Annotated in this window: 16 protein-coding genes; 9 read left to right on the top strand and 7 right to left on the bottom strand. The window is 63.8% G+C overall.

Going from position 1 to position 17,278, the window contains the following annotated elements:
- Window positions 1-62: 62 nt before the first annotated feature.
- Together OEZ49_RS04280 and OEZ49_RS04275 are read right to left on the bottom strand one after the other, a co-directional pair.
- The gene (locus OEZ49_RS04280) at window positions 63-1,292 is read right to left on the bottom strand and encodes a cytochrome P450 (protein WP_263387159.1); all 1,230 of its coding nucleotides are present in this window, start codon (window positions 1,290-1,292) and stop codon (window positions 63-65) included.
- The gene (locus tag OEZ49_RS04275) at window positions 1,289-2,125 is read right to left on the bottom strand and encodes a class I SAM-dependent methyltransferase (RefSeq protein WP_263387158.1); all 837 of its coding nucleotides are present in this window, start codon (window positions 2,123-2,125) and stop codon (window positions 1,289-1,291) included. Before OEZ49_RS04275 ends, OEZ49_RS04280 begins: the two co-directional genes overlap by 4 nt.
- A 95-nt stretch (window positions 2,126-2,220) precedes the next feature.
- Between OEZ49_RS04275 and OEZ49_RS04270 the strand changes: the two genes are divergently transcribed.
- Window positions 2,221-2,571, top strand: coding sequence for a TfoX/Sxy family protein (locus tag OEZ49_RS04270; RefSeq protein WP_263387157.1), 351 nt, complete (start codon window positions 2,221-2,223; stop codon window positions 2,569-2,571).
- A 153-nt stretch (window positions 2,572-2,724) separates the two neighbouring features.
- Here OEZ49_RS04270 and ndk read toward each other — a convergent pair whose 3' ends face one another.
- Window positions 2,725-3,147, bottom strand: coding sequence for a nucleoside-diphosphate kinase (gene ndk, locus OEZ49_RS04265; RefSeq protein WP_093027089.1), 423 nt, complete (start codon window positions 3,145-3,147; stop codon window positions 2,725-2,727).
- Window positions 3,148-3,274: 127 nt separating this feature from the next.
- Window positions 3,275-4,474 (bottom strand): multidrug effflux MFS transporter, encoded by a 1,200-nt coding sequence (locus OEZ49_RS04260; protein ID WP_263387156.1) that lies wholly within the window; start codon window positions 4,472-4,474, stop codon window positions 3,275-3,277.
- 120 nt (window positions 4,475-4,594) lie between these two features.
- Here OEZ49_RS04260 and OEZ49_RS04255 point away from each other — a divergent pair, with 120 nt between their 5' ends.
- From OEZ49_RS04255 to OEZ49_RS04240, 4 genes are read left to right on the top strand one after another with little or no spacing between them, the layout of a single operon-like run.
- Window positions 4,595-6,445 (top strand): ABC-F family ATP-binding cassette domain-containing protein, encoded by a 1,851-nt coding sequence (locus OEZ49_RS04255; RefSeq protein WP_263387155.1) that lies wholly within the window; start codon window positions 4,595-4,597, stop codon window positions 6,443-6,445.
- Complete coding sequence (locus tag OEZ49_RS04250) at window positions 6,442-6,924, top strand: GNAT family N-acetyltransferase (RefSeq protein ID WP_263387154.1); 483 nt, start codon at window positions 6,442-6,444, stop codon at window positions 6,922-6,924. The genes OEZ49_RS04255 and OEZ49_RS04250 overlap by 4 nt, the downstream gene beginning before the upstream one ends.
- Window positions 6,921-7,541 (top strand): MarC family protein, encoded by a 621-nt coding sequence (locus OEZ49_RS04245; protein ID WP_164127599.1) that lies wholly within the window; start codon window positions 6,921-6,923, stop codon window positions 7,539-7,541. Before OEZ49_RS04250 ends, OEZ49_RS04245 begins: the two co-directional genes overlap by 4 nt.
- 39 nt (window positions 7,542-7,580) lie before the next feature.
- Window positions 7,581-8,162: a retropepsin-like aspartic protease family protein gene (locus tag OEZ49_RS04240; RefSeq protein WP_263387153.1), complete on the top strand. Its 582-nt coding sequence runs from the start codon at window positions 7,581-7,583 to the stop codon at window positions 8,160-8,162.
- A 9-nt stretch (window positions 8,163-8,171) separates the two neighbouring features.
- Here OEZ49_RS04240 and OEZ49_RS04235 read toward each other — a convergent pair whose 3' ends face one another.
- On the bottom strand, window positions 8,172-9,728 hold the full coding sequence (locus OEZ49_RS04235) for an AMP-binding protein (RefSeq protein WP_263387152.1): 1,557 nt from the start codon (window positions 9,726-9,728) through the stop codon (window positions 8,172-8,174).
- 315 nt (window positions 9,729-10,043) lie between these two features.
- Here OEZ49_RS04235 and OEZ49_RS04230 point away from each other — a divergent pair, with 315 nt between their 5' ends.
- Complete coding sequence (locus OEZ49_RS04230; protein ID WP_263387151.1) at window positions 10,044-10,568, top strand: GNAT family N-acetyltransferase; 525 nt, start codon at window positions 10,044-10,046, stop codon at window positions 10,566-10,568.
- Between the two features lie 41 nt (window positions 10,569-10,609).
- Here OEZ49_RS04230 and OEZ49_RS04225 read toward each other — a convergent pair whose 3' ends face one another.
- Together OEZ49_RS04225 and OEZ49_RS04220 are read right to left on the bottom strand one after the other, a co-directional pair.
- Entirely contained in the window at window positions 10,610-11,074 is a 465-nt protein-coding gene (locus tag OEZ49_RS04225) for a DNA polymerase III subunit chi (RefSeq protein WP_263387150.1), read from the bottom strand.
- A gap of 5 nt (window positions 11,075-11,079) precedes the next feature.
- Window positions 11,080-12,555 (bottom strand): leucyl aminopeptidase, encoded by a 1,476-nt coding sequence (locus tag OEZ49_RS04220; protein ID WP_263387149.1) that lies wholly within the window; start codon window positions 12,553-12,555, stop codon window positions 11,080-11,082.
- Between the two features lie 252 nt (window positions 12,556-12,807).
- Here OEZ49_RS04220 and lptG point away from each other — a divergent pair, with 252 nt between their 5' ends.
- From lptG to OEZ49_RS04205, 3 genes are read left to right on the top strand one after another with little or no spacing between them, the layout of a single operon-like run.
- A complete protein-coding gene (gene lptG / locus OEZ49_RS04215) occupies window positions 12,808-13,905 on the top strand; it encodes an LPS export ABC transporter permease LptG (protein ID WP_263387148.1) in 1,098 nt (365 codons plus the stop codon).
- On the top strand, window positions 13,905-16,052 hold the full coding sequence (locus tag OEZ49_RS04210; RefSeq protein WP_263387147.1) for an LPS-assembly protein LptD: 2,148 nt from the start codon (window positions 13,905-13,907) through the stop codon (window positions 16,050-16,052). The genes lptG and OEZ49_RS04210 overlap by 1 nt, the downstream gene beginning before the upstream one ends.
- Window positions 16,037-17,275: a peptidylprolyl isomerase gene (locus tag OEZ49_RS04205; RefSeq protein ID WP_263387146.1), complete on the top strand. Its 1,239-nt coding sequence runs from the start codon at window positions 16,037-16,039 to the stop codon at window positions 17,273-17,275. The genes OEZ49_RS04210 and OEZ49_RS04205 overlap by 16 nt, the downstream gene beginning before the upstream one ends.
- The last annotated feature ends 3 nt before the right edge of the window (window positions 17,276-17,278 follow it).

Below are 17,278 nucleotides of genomic sequence, written 5' to 3'. Positions count from 1 at the left end.
AAATCACGGCACGGGCCGCAATGAAACATTCATCTTTCCCGATGCTTTGTTTTACGCAGGGCTCAGGGTGTCATCCGCGCTGGCAGGGTGGCGTAGCCGTGAAACCGGATGCGCCCTCCGGGCACCCGGCCCTCGCGCAGGCGATAGTCCGGGTAACGGTCCAGCAGGCGCCCGAGCGCGATCCGCCCTTCGAGTCGCGCCAATGTCAGCCCGACACAGACATGTGGCCCGCCGGCAAAGGCCAGATGCCGGTTCGGTTTACGCGTGATGTCAAAGCGCACCGGATCGTCGAACACAGCCGGATCGCGGTTTGCCGCGCCAATGCACAGATGCAGGTTGGTGCCCGCAGGCAGGCGCAGCCCGTCAAGTTCGATCTCGGCTGTGGTCTCTCGGTTGCCCAATTGGTTCGGCGATCGGAACCGCAGGATTTCCTCGACAGCCGAGGGCAGTAGATCCCGATCTTCAAGCAGTTTTCGGCGTTCTTCAGGGAAATCGTTCAACAAGGCCAGCCCATTGCCGATCAGGTTCGAAGTGGTCTCGTGCCCGGCGTTCAGGATGAAGATACAGTTTTGCAGCAGCTCGATTTCCGACAGTTTCTGGTCGGCGCCCTCGCCCCGGATCAGCCGCGTCAGCACGTCGGTTTCCGGGTCGCCCGGCTTGGCGCGGCGCCGCGCAACCAGGTCCTCCAGATAGGTCTTGAACTCGGTCACGGCCGCCTGTCCGCGCGCCAGTTGATCGTCGGTCAGTTTCGGTTCCAGCGCGCCCAGGATCACCAGGGACCAATCCCGCAGGGGTCCGCGTTCCTCCATCGGAACATCCAATAGGTTGCCAATAATCTGAATCGGGATGGTCGAGGCGAATTCCTCGATCAGGTCGACCGTTTCCCGCCCCGCCATCGCATCCAGCAGGTGATCGACCGTCGAGATCAGCCCCGGCTCCATCCGGGCGATGGCGCGCGGCGTCAGCGCCGAGGTCATGATCTTACGCACCCGCGTGTGCAAAGGCGGGTCGTTGAACACCAGCGAGGTGGTGTGATGCTCGAACAGCGGCGAGCCGACCCCGAACTTGGGACCAAAGGCCGCCTTCTTGTCCGAAGAATAAAGCGTTGTGTCACGGTAGATACGGTCAAGATCGACATGTCGGCTCAAGAGGACCGACCCGTCCGGTTGTGGCAGCACCGGCGCATGTTCCAGAAGCGCGTCGTAATATCGGAACGGATCTACCAGAAACCCCGTCGGCGGCGCGGTCAGGTCCAACCTCTCGATTTCCGCCGCCGTCATTGCTTCGCTCATTCCGTGCCTCCTTCTGGCCCTTTGGGCCATGCCTTGCGCCAGCCGGTCAGCGCGCGGGCACTATCCTCGTCCGAACGCTTCAACCGGCGAGGCGAGACCCGCTCGTCCCGGCGCAACTCCGCATCCGAGGCCAGCACCGGACGGTCGAGTTCCCGACGCGACAACAAGATACCCTGCGCCCCGGTCGACCCCCGCACACGATAGAGATGCACCTGCTCCCAATCCAGATGCCCGCCTGCGGCGAGGGCGCGCAGGTCGGCCACGAAATTGTGGCACTGCACGTTCTCGACCAGCAACACATGGTCGCGCGCCTGACGCACCATGTTGGCCAGCGCCACGAAATGGCTGACCGCAGTGTGGATATGCATGATCACTGCCTGGCTATAGACCAGGTCGGCGCGCGGCCACTGGTGGGAGAATGGCATGGTGATATCCTGCACCCCGATCCGGCCCGCCAGTTTCGGATGGCGCGACAGCGCCAGGCTCAGCTGGGTATGCCCCCGATCACCACCGGTCACCCTGATACCGGGATACAGCCGCGCCGCATGCGCCACATGATCGCCACCGCCGCAGCCCACCTCGTGAACCGACTCCGGCGCAAGCTGCCCGATGGTCTCCAGGATCAACTGCACATTGGGATGCAGCGCCTCTCCCCGCACCGAGACCTGCCCGGTCACGGCATCGAAACTCAGGTCCCCCTCGTCCGAAATCGCCTTGTAGAGCGGTTCCACGTCACCTCTCAGGCGCCGCTCGTAACTGTCGGCGGTATAGGACTCCCAATCGAAATCGTCATCATAAAACCTGCGCGATTTGTAAAAAAGCCGTTTCAGCATCCGCATATCTCCCCTCACGAAACCGTGAGTACCGCGCCGCCGCCCTCCGGACAAGTTTCGATGACAGGTCAGCGACCCAGAGCTATGGTGCCGCCATGACCGATCCCGTTTCCTCGATCCGCAATCTCGGCCCCGCCATGGACGCGGCCTGCGCCCGTGCCGGCATCCATTCGGCGGATGACCTGCGCGCGCTGGGCGCCGATGCCGCCTATGCCCGGCTGCTGGCCGCCGGAACCCGGCCGCACTTCATCGGCTATTATGTCCTGGTGATGGGCCTGCAAGGCCGCCCCTGGAACGATTGCAAGGGCAAGGAAAAGGCCGAGTTGCGCGCCCGCTTCGACGCGATCAAGGCGGCGACCAAACCCGCCCCGGCCAGCAAACTGGTGGCAGAGCTCGACGCACTGGGCGTCCGTATCCGCCCCGAGGATCTGCGCCCGCAATCCTGACACAGAACTGCTCTTTCCTCTTGCCGCAAATATCCCGGGGGAATCGCGCCCCCGGCGCGATAGGGGCAGCGCCCCCCGACCCCGCCCGACAAAAAAGCCGCCCTCGAAACCGGGGCGGCTTTTCCTGTTCGTTCAGGTCCGCAGACCGGCGGCTTAGCCGACCAGTTCGATACCCGAGAAAAAATAGGCGATCTCGACCGCGGCGGTTTCGGGCGCGTCCGAGCCATGCACCGAGTTTTCACCGACCGACTCGGCGAACTCGGCGCGGATGGTGCCGGGGGCCGCGTCGGCGGGGTTGGTGGCGCCCATGACTTCGCGGTTCTTGGCAATGGCGTTTTCGCCTTCCAGAACCTGCACCACGACCGGGGCCGAGGACATGAATTCGCACAGTTCATCATAGAACGGGCGCGCGGCGTGCACTTCATAGAACTTGCCGGCTTGTTCCTTGGTCATGTGGATGCGCTTCTGCGCGACGATGCGCAGGCCGGCTTCCTCGAACTTGGCGTTGATCTTGCCGGTCAGGTTGCGGCGGGTTGCATCGGGCTTGATGATCGAAAAGGTGCGTTCCAGTGCCATCGGGGCTCTCCTTGAATCTGGCGGCGCGCCTTTCGCGCCGGATGTATCGCGCGCCGCCTATCACGATGGAACGCGCAAGGAAAGTGCCATGATGGCAAATCCCGGACCCGGAAACCGGATTGCCCGGTCAGGTCTCGGTCAGAGGGTCGCGCAGGTCTACCCAGCGGGTGTAGAGCGCGGCGGCAAGGCTGAGCAGGCTGGCGGCCAGCATCAGCCCCAGAACGGCATAGGGCGCGTTCTGGGCATTCACGACGACGCCCGTCGCCATGGTCAGCGCCGCCCCCAGCGCCACGGTCAGCGCGCCCGACAGGCCCGAGGCACTGCCCGCCAGATGCGGGCGCACCGACATCAGCCCGGCATTGGCATTGGCCAGCGTCAGCCCGTTGCCAAAGCCCACGAATATGGCCGAGGCAAAGAACACCCAGACCGATCCCAGACCGACAAGAAACAGCACCAGCCCCAACAGCGGCCCCAGGCTCGCCACCCAGCGCCCGGCAACGATCAGCGGCATCAGTCCCACGCGCGGCGCGATGCGCCCGGTGACAAAGTTGCCCGCCATGAACCCCAAGGTGATGATACCGATACCCAGGCCCAGCATCGCCGGGCTGAGGTCGAACGCAGTCGCGGCGACCATGGGCGCCCCGGTGATGAAGGCATAAAAGCCCCCGACCGAGAAGGCGGCACACAGACTGTAACCCCAGAACCGGCGCGATCCGAACAGCTCGGGGTACTGTCGCATCTGTGCCCCGAAGGTGGCCGAGCGGTTCTGGTTCGTTTCACCCATATCCGCCCAGACGAGCGCCAGCATTCCGAATCCCATGACGGCATAAAGAACAAACCCGGCCCGCCATCCAAACAGGCTCTCCAGCATGCCCCCCAGCATCGGCCCCAACATCGGCGCCAACGCCATCGCCATGGACAATTGCCCCAGCCGCGCCGCGGCCTGTGACGGCGGGTAGAGATCGCGCAGCGCTGCCCGAGGCAGGACCTGCCCCGCGATCACCGCGCCCTGCACCATCCGGAAGCCAAGAAAGACCCAGATATTCTCGGCCAGCGCGCATCCGACAGAAGCCAGCGCAAAGACGCCCATCGACCACAATAGCACCGGGCGCCTGCCATAAAGGTCGGACAAGGGCCCGATGATCAGCTGCAAGACCCCGGTGATGATCAGGTATCCCGCTATCGACAGGTTCGCCAGCGCGTAGTCCACCCCGAAATCCGAAGCGATATGCGCCAGCGACGGCAGGAACATGTTCAGGGTCAGAACCGCCAGCGCGGTGGCCAGAACAAGCGTGATCAGATGCGGTGGGTTGGTGGCGGGACGCATGGGCGAAATCCGGCGGTTTGGGCTGGATTTCCGCGCTATCACGCGGCCGCGCGCTTGACCATCCCGGCAACGGGCCCAAGCCGCTGGCGGCCCCCTCACCTCTCTGTTATGAGCGCGCCCATGTTGAGGATTGATAACATCTCTTACGCGGTCGAGGGCCGGCCGCTGTTCGACGGCGCCAGCGCCGTCATTCCCGATGGCCACAAGGTCGGTCTGGTGGGCCGCAACGGCACCGGCAAGACCACGCTTTTTCGCCTGATCCGGGGCGAGCTTGCGCTGGAAACCGGCAATATCGCCCTGCCCCGCCGCGCCCGTATCGGCGGCGTCGCGCAAGAGGCGCCCGCCTCGGACGTCTCTCTGCTTGATACGGTTCTGGCCGCCGATACCGAACGGTCCGCGCTCCTGGCCGAGGCGGAAACCGCCACCGATCCGACCCGCATCGCCGAGGTGCAGACCCGGCTGGCCGATATCGACGCCTGGAGCGCGCCGGCGCGCGCCGCCTCGATCCTCAAGGGGCTCGGATTCGACGATGACGAACAGATTAAACCCTGCTCCGATTTCTCCGGCGGCTGGCGGATGCGGGTGGCGCTGGCGGCGGTGCTGTTTTCCCAGCCCGACCTTCTGCTTCTTGACGAACCGACCAACTATCTCGACCTCGAAGGGGCGTTGTGGCTGGAAAGCTATCTGGCGAAATACCCCCATACGGTGATCATCATCAGCCATGACCGCGGGCTGTTGAACCGTGCCGTCGGCGCGATCCTACATCTGGAGGATCGCAAGCTGACCCTTTATCAGGGCCCCTACGACCAGTTCGCCCGCCAGCGGGCCGAAAACCTGGCCCAGGCCCAGGCGATGGCCAAGAAGCAGGAAGCACGCCGCGCGCATCTGCAATCGTATGTCGACCGCTTCCGGTACAAGGCGGACAAGGCCAAGCAGGCACAGTCGCGCCTCAAGGCGCTGGCCCGGATGCAGCCGATCAGCAGCCCGCAAGAGGCCGCATTGCGCGCCTTCACTTTTCCTAAGCCCGAGGAGATGTCGCCGCCGATCATCCATCTCGAAGGCGGGGCGACGGGCTATGGTGAAACGCAGGTCCTGAAACGGCTGAACCTGCGCATCGACCAGGACGACCGGATCGCGCTCTTGGGCAAAAACGGCCAGGGCAAATCCACCCTGTCGAAACTGCTCTCGGACCGGTTGCCGCTGATGGCGGGGCGGATGACCCGCTCGCCCAAGCTGCGCATTGGCTATTTCGCCCAGCACCAGGTCGACGAGCTATATGTGGACGAAACCCCGCTCGACCACCTGCGCCGCCTGCGCCCGGGCGAGACGCCCGCAAAATGGCGGGCGCGGCTGGCGGGATTCGGCCTTGGCCCCGAACAGGCGGAAACAGCGGTGGGGCGGCTTTCGGGCGGGCAAAAGGCGCGCCTTAGCCTGCTGATCGCCACCCTTGACGCGCCGCATATGCTGATCCTCGACGAACCGACCAACCACCTCGATATCGAAAGCCGCGAGGCGCTGGTCGAGGCGCTGACCGATTATACCGGCGCAGTGATTTTGGTCAGCCACGACATGCACCTGTTGACCCTTGTCGCCGACCGGCTGTGGCTGGTCTCGGACGGGTCGGTCAGACCCTTTGACGGCGATCTGGAGGCTTACCGCGATTTCCTGCTGGCGCGTGACAAGCCGGAACCGGTAAAACCGGCCGAGGCCAAACCCAAGCGCGCCAGCCGTGACACCGTACTGGCACTGCGGGCCGAGCTGCGCAAATGCGAAGAGCGGGTCGAGAAGCTGACCGAGATGCACGACAAACTCGCCGCCAAGCTGGCCGACCCCGCGCTTTACGCCGATGACAAGGTCGCCGATCTGGAGGTCTGGAACCGCAAGTATGCGGAACTGAAGGACGCGATGGACCGGGCCGAGACCCTTTGGATGGACGCGCAAGAGAAACTCGACGCCGCGCAGGCCTCATGATCGTCCGGCAGGCAGAGGCGGCGGATGCCGCCGCGATGAGTGCGGTACTGCAACCGATCATCTCCGGCTGGAGCAGTGCCCGCCGGGGCGATGCCGCAACTGTTCTGAGCCATTACATAGCGCATCCCGACCGGCTGAGCTGTGCCGTGGCCTGCGAGGGCGCGCGCATCCTCGGCTTTCAGTCACTGAAAGTCGCGCGCGCCCGGAACGATTATGACCTGCCCGCAGGCTGGGGAATCATCGGCACCTATGTCGCCGCCGATGCGGGCCGCCGGGGCATCGGGCGGGCGGTGTTCGCCAGCACGCTGGCGGCGGCGCGGGATGCCAATCTGGCCCATATCGACGCCACCATCGGTACGGCGAATGCAGAAGGTTTGGCCTATTACACCGCGCTTGGCTTTCAGACCTGGCGCGCGCTTGACGGCGCCGTGGGCAAGCGATTTGACCTGCCCGCGCCCGACCAGACGGAGGGGACATGATCGACACCGCCTTTCTGATCACCGCATTCACCACGCTTTTCGTGGTGATCGACCCGCCGGGTCAGACGCCCATCTTCATGGCGCTGACCCAGGGCATGGACAGCCGCACCCGGCGCGGCATCGCGCTGCGCGCTTGCCTGACGGCGGCGGGAATCCTCGCCATGTTCGCGGCCTTTGGCGAGGCGGTGCTGGGCTTTGTCGGCATCTCGATGCCGGCTTTTCGGGTCGCGGGCGGCGTGCTCTTGTTCCTCACCGCGCTCGACATGCTGTTCGAACGCCGCACCAAGCGGCGCGAGGACCGGGCCGAGGCCGAAGACCATGCCGACCCCTCGGTGTTCCCGCTGGGTATTCCGCTGATCGCCGGTCCCGGCTCGATCGCCACCATGATCCTGCTGGCAGGCCAGCATCCCGGCGCCGAGGGGCTGGCCACCGTGATCGGGGTGATGCTGGCGGTGCTGGCGGTGGTGCTTTTTCTCTATCTCATCTCCGGCCTCTTGGCGCGACTTCTGGGCAAGACCGGGCTAAACGTGGTGACCCGCCTTCTGGGCATGCTGCTGGCGGCGCTGGCGGTACAATTCATCCTCGATGGGCTCCGGGCCTTTGGCTTTGCCGGGTGACACCCCATATCGGGGAGGACCCCGCAGGAAAGGCCGCTCATGGACGCAGACAGCACCGCCCGCCTGATCTATCTCTCGCTGCTTGGCGCGGCGCTGATGTTCTGGTTCATCAGCCATAATCGCGCGAGCCTTGGCAAGTCCGTGCAAATGGCGCTGGCCTGGGTGTTCATCTTCATCGGCGCGATTGCGGTGGTGGGTCTCTGGCAGGACATTCGCGGGACCGTTGCGGGCACCCCGCGCATCTCGGTGAGCGAGAACCGGGTCGAGATTCCGCGCAGCCCCAACGGCCATTATTACGCGACGCTCATCGTCGAGGACAAACCGCTGCGCTTTCTGGTCGATACCGGCGCCAGCCAGGTGGTGCTGAGCCATGCGGATGCCGAACGGCTGGGCATCGACACAGCCGCGCTCAACTATTTCGGCCGCGCCTATACCGCCAATGGCGAGGTACGCACCGCACCGGTGAAACTGGGCCAGGTGCAGTTGGGCGGGTTCACCGACCAAGGCGTCACCGCCTGGGTGAACGAAGGCGAGATGAGCGAATCGCTCCTCGGGATGGATTACCTGCAACGGTTCGGTAGTATCGAGATCGCGGGCGGCAAACTGGTGCTGAGCCGCTAAACCCGCCGCTCACCCCGCGATCTGGTCGCGCAAGAGCCGGCGCAGGATCTTGCCCGAGGCGGATTTCGGGATCGCCTCGACCACCTCAAGCACGCGCACCTGCTTGTAATGCGCCAGCCGGGTTTCAAGATAGGCCTGCACCTCATCCAATGTCGGCGCGGTCTGCCCCGGCGCCGGAACGACAAAGGCCATGGGCAGTTCCCCGGCCTCGCTGTCGGGCCTGCCGATCACGGCGGCATCGCCGATTGCGGGATGGGTCAGCAACTCGGCCTCCACCTCGGCCGGGGCCACCTGAAACCCCTTGTACTTGATCAGCTCCTTCAGCCGGTCGGTAATGTAGAGATAGCCGTCGACATCGAAATGAGCGATGTCGCCCGTGCGCAGCCAGCCGCCCTCGACAATGGTCGAGGCCGTGGCGTCGGGGTTATTCAGGTATCCCTTCATCACCTGCGGCCCCCGCACCCACAGCTCTCCGTCCTCACCCGGCGGCATGTCGGCGAGCGTTTCGGGGTTCACGATCCGGGATTCGGTGTTTGGTATGGCGATGCCCGAGGCCCCCGGCTTGCCCTTGCCGTAGGGTGACACATGGCTGACCGGCGACAATTCGGTCATACCATAGCCTTGGGCGGCATTGGTGCCCAGCCTCTGCCCCATGGCGTCGCTGAGATCGGCGCTCAGCGGCGCTGCGGCACAGTTGATGTGCTGCACGCAGGACAGATCATAGCCTTCCACCATCGGATGCTTTGCCAACGCCAGCGCCACCGGCGGCACGATCCACAGGCGCGGGGTCTGGTATTGGGTGATCAGGTTCAGGAACATCTCTAGATCAAAGCGCGGCATCGTCACCAGACCGCCCCCCGCCGCCATGTAGATATTCATCAGCACCTGAAGCCCGTAGATGTGAAAGAACGGCAGAAAAGCGACTGTCTTTTCATGCGCGGTCAGATCGGCGGCAGCCAGCGTCTGGTCGATATTCACCACAAGGTTGCGATGCGTCAGCATCACCCCCTTGGGCAACCCCGTCGTGCCCGAGGAATAGGGCAGCACCGCGATATGCTCATCCAGATCGACCGACGCCTGTTCGGCCAGAGGTGGCCCCATCAGTGCCGAGAGCGACACCATCCCTTCGGGCGCATCGCCGATGATCACGATCTCGCTGACGCCGGTGCCCTCGATCGCCGCGCGCGCGGTGTCGGCAAACATCGCGATGGTCACCAGTACATCGGCGCCCGCATCCTTGAGCTGATGGTTCACCTCATGCGCCGTATAGGTCGGGTTGATCGTAGTCACCGTTCCGCCGGCCCAGACCGAGGCGTGGAAGACCACGCAATATTCGGGGATGTTGGGCGCCATCAGCGCCACAACCTTGCCCGCGCCCCAGCCGCGCGCGGTCAACCCTCCGGCCAGCGCCTTGACCCCGCCGATGAATTGCGCGCCCGTCAGGCTGCGGCCCGAGGGCCCATCCACCAGAACCGTGGCCGCAGGATCCAGACCGGCGAACACCCGCTGGGTGACCGTCAGGTCCGACAGGGCGACGTCCGGAAAAGTGCTCTTGTAAATATTCATTTCAACCTCCCCTTTTGGGACAGACTACGCTGGCTCGACCACTTTCCAAATGTTTTTGGATTCGGGCGTTGTAACCGGAACAAAGGCGTGATGTTGACGCGCGTCGCCTGCGGTGCCTGTGCCGGGGTCTGCCGAGCCTCGGCAAACGTCTTTCGTTCGGTTCTGGTGCGGCCCGGATGCAGACGAACCCCGGACAAGATCGGAACAATGTGGTATGATCCGCCAAGATCAAGCAACTCGGACCACAGATCATCCAGCGAGGGGCCTATGTTCGAAACAGCCGACCGATCCGCCCAGACCGAGGTGCTCAACGGCTTGACACTGGGCTTTGCAGCCGACCCTTTCATACGCTGGCTCTACCCGAAGCCGGACGATTTTCTAAAGCATTTCCCGCGTGTGATGAACTTCTTTGGCGGGCGGGCGTTCGACCATGGGTCGGCCTATCGCAATGCCGACTGCACGGCGGCTGCCTTGTGGCTTCCGCCCGATGTCCATCCGGACGAAGACAATCTGCTGGCCTGCTTTGAAGAGACGGTCGCCCCGGAAAAACACACCGCCCTGTTTGCGACATTCGAGCAGATAGACAGCTTTCACCCAAGTGACCCATGTTGGCACCTGGCCTTCATCGCTGTCGATCCGGTACGTCAGGGCAAAGGTATGGGCTCGGCGCTGCTCAAGGCGTCGCTGGACCAGTGCGACGCCGACGGAAGACCTGCCTATCTGGAATCCACCAACCCGGCGAACCTGTCGCTCTACCGCCGTTTCGGGTTCGAGCAGATTGGCGTCATCGAAACGGACGAAGCCCCACCGCTGTTCCCGATGTTCAGACCGCCGGCCTGATCCGCTCCCTCCGGGACTGCGGGGTTTGAGGCGTTGCCGGTTCAGCCGCCGGTTTCGGCCTTTTTCTCCCAACGGCCCGAATCCTCGGACCAGTATTGCGCCGCACAGCCCGCACCGGTCAGCGTGCGCCACTGGCCGCGCGCTGCCTCTACCGCAGAGGGGTCATTGCCGTCGAACAGGATGCAGACCCGGTCAAGCGCGGTTACTTCCTCGGGGCTGACAGCGGCGCCGTCGATGCACATGACACAGGTCGCGCCATTGGGCAGCTCGGGTTTCGAGGTCAGCAACACAGGCTGTTCCGCGTCATGCGGCCCACCCGCCATTCCATGCGGCAGGAACCCGTCGTCCGCGCCCAGCCACAGTTTCTCGTCCAGCCAATCGAGCCGCCCCGGATCACTGCCCCGAACCGCCACCCGCCAACCTGCCGCCAGCGACTTACCCAGCAGCACACCCAGCGTCTCCTCGAGCGGATTGCGGGTCAGGTGATAGAAATAGGCGGCGCCCATCGGTTTCAGCCCGCCAGATCGTCCACCAGCCGGTTCAGCGCCATCACGCCCCAACCGGTCGCGCCCTTGGGCGCCCAGGCGGTTTCCGAGGTGACCGAAGCCACACCAGCAATATCCAGGTGGATCCAGGGCGTGCCCTCTTGCACAAAGCGCGCCAGGAACTGCGCTGCTGTGATCGATCCGGCCGACCGTCCGCCTACATTCTTCATGTCGGCAATGCGTGATTTCAGCATATCGTCATAGGCCTTGCCCAGCGGCATCCGCCAGGCGCCCTCGCCCTCGGCAGCCGCAGCCTTGAGGAAAGCGTTGCAAAGCTTATCGTCGTTGGAGAACACCCCGGCATTTTCATGCCCCAGCCCGATGATGATGGCGCCGGTCAGGGTGGCGAGGTCAATCATGCCCGACGGCTTGAACCGCTCCTGCGCGTACCACATCACGTCACACAGCACGAGCCGCCCCTCGGCATCGGTGTTGATGATCTCGACTGTGTCGCCCTTCATGGATTTCACCACGTCACCCGGCCGGGTGGCCCGCCCCGAGGGCATGTTCTCGACCAGGCCCACCAGGCCCACGACGTTTGCCTTGGCCTTGCGCAGGGCGAGCGCCAGCATGGTGCCCGCGACCACGCCCGCGCCGCCCATGTCCATGGTCATGTCTTCCATCCCGGCGGCGGGTTTCAGCGAGATGCCGCCGGTATCGAACACTACGCCCTTGCCCACCAGCGCCAGCGGGGCGGCGTCCTTCTCGCCGCCTTTCCAGTGCATCACGACCACCTTCGACGGGCTGTCGGACCCCTGCCCGACGCTCAGCAGCGTGCGCATGCCAAGCTCGGCCAGCTTGTCCTCTTCCAGCACCTCGACCTCCAGCCCCAGTGCTTCCATCTCCTTGAGACGGTTGGCGAATTCGCTGGTGGTCAGTACGTTGGCCGGTTCGTTGACCAGATCGCGGGTCATGTGCACGCCCTCGGCCACCGCCAGCAGCGGGGCAAACGCCTCGGCCACCGCCTCGGCCTTGTTATGGGCGATGGTGACCGCGCCCTTGTCGCCACCGGCATCGTCGCCAGGCGTCTTGTGCGCGGTAAAGTCATAGGCCCGCAGCGCAAGCCCCAACGCCAGATGTTCGGTCCGCGCCTGTCCGCCCGCCATCACCAGCATCGGCTTGGCGCCTGTCAGCTTGGCCAGAGCCGCGCCGCCCTTGCGCGCGGTCAGAGCATCGGCCCGGCGCGGCAGCACCAGAATATCCAGTGCCTCGGCGGCCATCCCGGCAGGCCAGGCCAGCGTCACCGTCTGACCGGTCTTGAGCTTGGAGAACCGCTCGCTTTCCACCAGCCGCAGCAGCGCGCCCCGGGTCAGCCGATTGAGCCGCCGCGCCGCCGGACTGAGCGTGCCCTCGGGCGGCAGGATCACCGCGACCCGTCCGGTCACGGTTGCCAGGGCATCGATCTGCGGCTCTTCGAAACGGATCTGGGTCAGGCTGGTCATCAGGGTCTCCTCAACATCTGTCCGACAACAGGTAGCCTGCCCACCGCATCTTGACCAGATAGCAGTTTTCCCGGCCAACCATTTGCTTTAAGGTCACAACAAAAATCGCATGACAGGCTCCTGGGGGATCGCGGTGTCAGAAAACACAAGGCATGTCTCGCTGTCCGCAGCGGCGTACCACGTTTGTGTGGGCATGGCTTGTTTTGCCGGTCCCGATGATCCAAAGCATCGCCTTTGCAGGAAAGGCGGCGCATGATTCTGGATCGTTACTTTGCCCGGCGTTTCACGCAAAGCTTTGTGATCATCGGCGCGGTGTTTGTCGCGCTGGTCATGCTGATCGACCTGATCGAACAATTGCGGCGATTCGAAAGCCATAATGTCAGCTTCGGCCAGATGCTTGGCCTGACTCTGTTGAACGTGCCGGCGGGGATCAGCGAGATCCTGCCATTGTTGATGATCCTGTCCACGATCGTCCTTTTCGTCGGACTTGCACGCAGTTCAGAACTGGTCGTGACCCGGGCCATCGGCCGCTCTGGCATCCGGGTGCTTGTCGGCCCTGTGTTGGTCGCGGTGGTCATCGGTGGGCTGGCGGTTATCATGCTAAACCCGATTGTTGCCGCGACGTCTGTCCGTTATCAGACGCTGGCCGACACGTATCGCAATGGCGGTCCCTCGGCGCTGTCGCTCAGCGGTGAAGGTTTGTGGCTGCGACAGGGCGATGCGCAGGGCCAGTCGGTGATTCACGCCGAGGGCTTTGGCGGCGACGGCGTGACCCTGCTCCGGGTCACCATCCTCAGCTATGCGCCCGATGGCCGGCCGGTGCGCCGGATCCTGGCCGACAGCGCGATGCTGGAACCCGGCCGATGGATGTTGAGCAACGCCAAGGTCTGGCCGCTAGAATCTGGCCAGAACCCCGAGGTCAACGCCACCCGGCACGACTCGTTCGAGCTTCCGACCTCGCTGACCCAGGACCGAATACAAGACACCCTGGGGCGTCGAGAAACGATCTCGATATACGACCTGCCCCAGACCATCGATGAGTTGCAGCAGGCGGGTTTCTCGACCAGACGCCATCAGGTCTGGCTGCAAGTCGAGCTGGCTCGCCCACTTTTTCTGATCTCGATGGTGCTGGTGGGCGCGGCCTTTACCATGCGCCACACCAGGTTCGGCGGTACTGGGGTCGCGGTGCTGACAGCGGTGCTACTGGGCTTTTCGCTCTATTTCATGCGCAACTTCGCGCAAATTTTGGGTGAAAATGGCCAGATCCCGGTGGCGCTGGCTGCATGGGCGCCGCCGGTTGCGGCGATCATGCTGACTTTTGGCCTGTTGCTGCACGCGGAGGACGGTTGATGCGTCCACTCTTTCGCACCGTGCTGGCCGGTGTCGCCTGCCTGTACCTGACAAACCCGGCCCTGGCGCAAACGACCGGGGATGCCACGGAGACTGCCCAGCCTGCCATACTGGTGGCCGACCGTGTCTTTATCACGCCCGAACGCCAGCTGATCGCCGAAGGAAATGTCGAGGCGTTCCAGGGAAACATTCGCCTGCGAGCGCAAAAGATCACTTTTGACCGGCAGACTGGCAAACTCGAGATCGAAGGTCCAATCCGGATCGACCAGGGCGGCCGGGCGACGATTCTGGCCGATGCTGCTGCGATGGACAAAGGGCTCCAAAACGGTCTCTTGCGCGGGGCGCGGATGGTGTTCGACCAGCAGCTGCAACTGGCCGCTTTGCAGATGACACGTGTCGGTGGCCGCTATACTCAGCTTTACAAGACCTCGGTTACCTCCTGCCATGTCTGCGACGATGGCAAACCACCGCTCTGGCAGATCCGGGCGCAAAAGGTCATCCATGACCAGCTGGAACAGCAGCTTTACTTCGAAGGCGCGCAGTTCCGCGTGCTCGATGTGCCGGTGTTCTATTTCCCGGCGATCCGTCTGCCCGATCCCAACCTGAAGCGCGCTACCGGCTTTCTGATCCCGTCAATCCGCACCACGTCGCAACTGGGAACCGGGATCAAGGTGCCCTATTTCTTTCGCCTCGGCGACAACAAGGACCTGACCGTCTCGCCCTATATCTCGGCCAAGACAAAAACCCTCGATCTGCGCTACCGCCAGGCGTTCCGCCGTGGCCGGATCGAGATCGAGGGCGCTTATACCCGCGACGACCTGATCCCGGGAGAGGACCGCGGCTATGTCTTTGCCTGGGGGCAGTTCGACCTTCGCAACGATTACAAGTTCAGCTTCGAGGTCCAGACCGTTTCGGACAACGGCTACCTTGCCGATTACGGCCTGCCCGAGTACGACCGGCTGCAGACCGAGATCGCACTGACCCGTGTCAAGCGGGACACCGCCTTTCGCATCGGGATCATTCATTACGAAACCCTGCGCGACAGCGAAAACGAGGACGAGATCCCCTCGGACGTGTTTGATCTCAACTACGAAAAGCGGTTTTTCCCCACCGCCATCGGAGGAGAGGTGCGGCTGGCCTTCGACGGCCACGGCCACCAGCGGACCTCGACCGCCGACGTGATCGGCCGCGATGTCGCCCGCGCCACCATTGACGCGGAATGGCTGCGCAGCTGGACCTTTGCCAGCGGCCTGCGCGCCGACTGGAAGATGGGTGTCGCAGTCGACGATTACCGGGTCTGGAACGACAGCAATTTCAACAGCGACACACTCAGGACCGCGCCGCGCGCGGCGCTGACCCTGCGCTATCCGACCGTGTACCGGGGCGCTGGCGGGACTCACTATCTGGAACCCATCGCACAGATCGGCTGGTCAGACGTCTCCGGCGCCGCCCTGCCCAATGACGAAAGCAATTTCGTCGAATACGATCAGGGCAACCTGTTGGCGCTGTCCCGCTTCCCGGCCCCCGACCAGCGCGAGGAAGGCACGCGCGCCGTCTTTGGCCTGAACTGGGCACATTACTCGAATAAGGGATGGCAGGCCTACGCAACCGTGGGCCAGGTATTCCGCAGCACGGCCGACCCGCGGTTTTCGAAAACCTCTGGTTTGGGTGGTACCGCATCGGATCTGCTGCTCGCCGGCCAGGTGCTGTTGCCTCAGGGGTTGGGCCTGACCGCACGCGGGCTCTTGGACGGATCGCTCAACTTCTCCAAGGTCGAGGTACGCGGCAGCTGGACGGACGACCGCACCAATGTGAGCGGCACCTACCTATGGCTGGGGCGCGACCTGGCCGAGAACCGCACGCTGGCGGTGTCCGAGTTCTGGTTCGATGGTGCCTACAAGGTCAACCCGAACTGGACCGCCTCCGCAAACATCCGCTACGATATTGAAGACTCGCGGGCCACAAGGGCAGGCGTGGGCTTTATCTACCAGAACGAATGCGTATCGGTTAACATTTCGGTCAATCGCCGCTACACATCGTCGACAAGTGTTGAGCCATCGACCGATTTCGGATTTACCATCGCCCTCAGCGGCTTTGCCGTGGAGAGCGGAAACAAAGAATACAGGCGAACATGCAGCAAAACCTGACCCACCTGTCCCGATCCTTGGCGCAGCTTTTGGGCGGTGCCGTTCTGGCGCTTGGCCTGTCAGCCACCACGATTGCCGCGCAAAGCCTGTTCAGCCCGGCGGTTCGCGTGAACCAGGGGATCATCACCCATTTCGAGCTGGAACAGCGCGTCCGCCTGATGGAAGTACTGCGAATCCCCGGTGACCCCACCAAGGACGCCCGCCGCAGCCTAATCGAGGAAAAACTTAAATTGCAGGCTGTCGATGAGGCCGGGATCGAAGTCCCTCCTGAGGACGTGCAGCTTGGTATTGACGAATTCGCAGCCCGAACCCGCCTCTCGACCGAGGAGTTCCTGGCCGCGTTGCAGAACGAAGGGGTTTCGGCCGAGACCGTGCGCGATTTCGTGCGCAACCAGATGGCTTGGCGCGACTATATCAGCGCCCGCTACCTGGCTCAGGCGCGCCCAACCGAGGACGAGATCAACCGCGCGCTCGGGCTGGCTGGTGGCGGCGGATTGCAGGTTCTGCTGTCCGAGATCATCATCCCTCTCACTCCGCAGACGGTGGACCAGGTAGATGACCTGGCCGCACAGATCGCCGAGCTGAAAAGCTACGACGCCTTCGCGACGGCGGCCACCCAGTTTTCCGCAGCCGACACCCGCGCGCAGGGCGGTCAGATGCCGTGGCTGCCGCTGGCACAACTACCACCAGCCCTGCAACCGGTGATTCTGGAACTTGACCCGGGCGAGGTCTCGGCGCCCATCACCCTGCCCAATGCGGTTGCATTATTCCAAATGCGCGGCTTGCGCGAAGCCCCGGTCGGGACCCCGCGTTATGCTTCGATCGAATACGCCGCCTATGCCATGTCCGGTGGCCGCAACCCTGAAACGCTCAAAGCCGCGGCCGAGCTGCAACAGCGCGTCGACACTTGTGACGACCTTTATGGTGTGGCCAAGGGACAGCCGGTCGAAGTGCTCGATCGGGTCACGGCCAAGCCCGGCGAAATCCCGCAGGACATTGCCCTGGAACTGGCCAAGTTGGATCCAGGCGAAACCTCGATTTCGGTGACCCGAAACAATGGCCAGACACTAATGTTCCTGATGCTTTGTAACCGGACCCGTGATCTGGGTGGCGACGCTTCGCGCGAGGATGTGGCCAATGCCTTGACCCAGCAGCGGCTTGAGACATTGGCAAACAGCCTGCTCGAGCATCTGCGCGCCGATGCCATTATCACCGAGGAATAACGC

The sequence above is a fragment of the Ruegeria marisflavi genome (genome assembly GCF_025673445.1).
GTDB lineage: Bacteria > Pseudomonadota > Alphaproteobacteria > Rhodobacterales > Rhodobacteraceae > Ruegeria_B > Ruegeria_B marisflavi.
The sequence above is the reverse complement of the archived record's forward strand: the minus strand, read 5'-3'. Positions and strand labels throughout refer to the sequence as shown.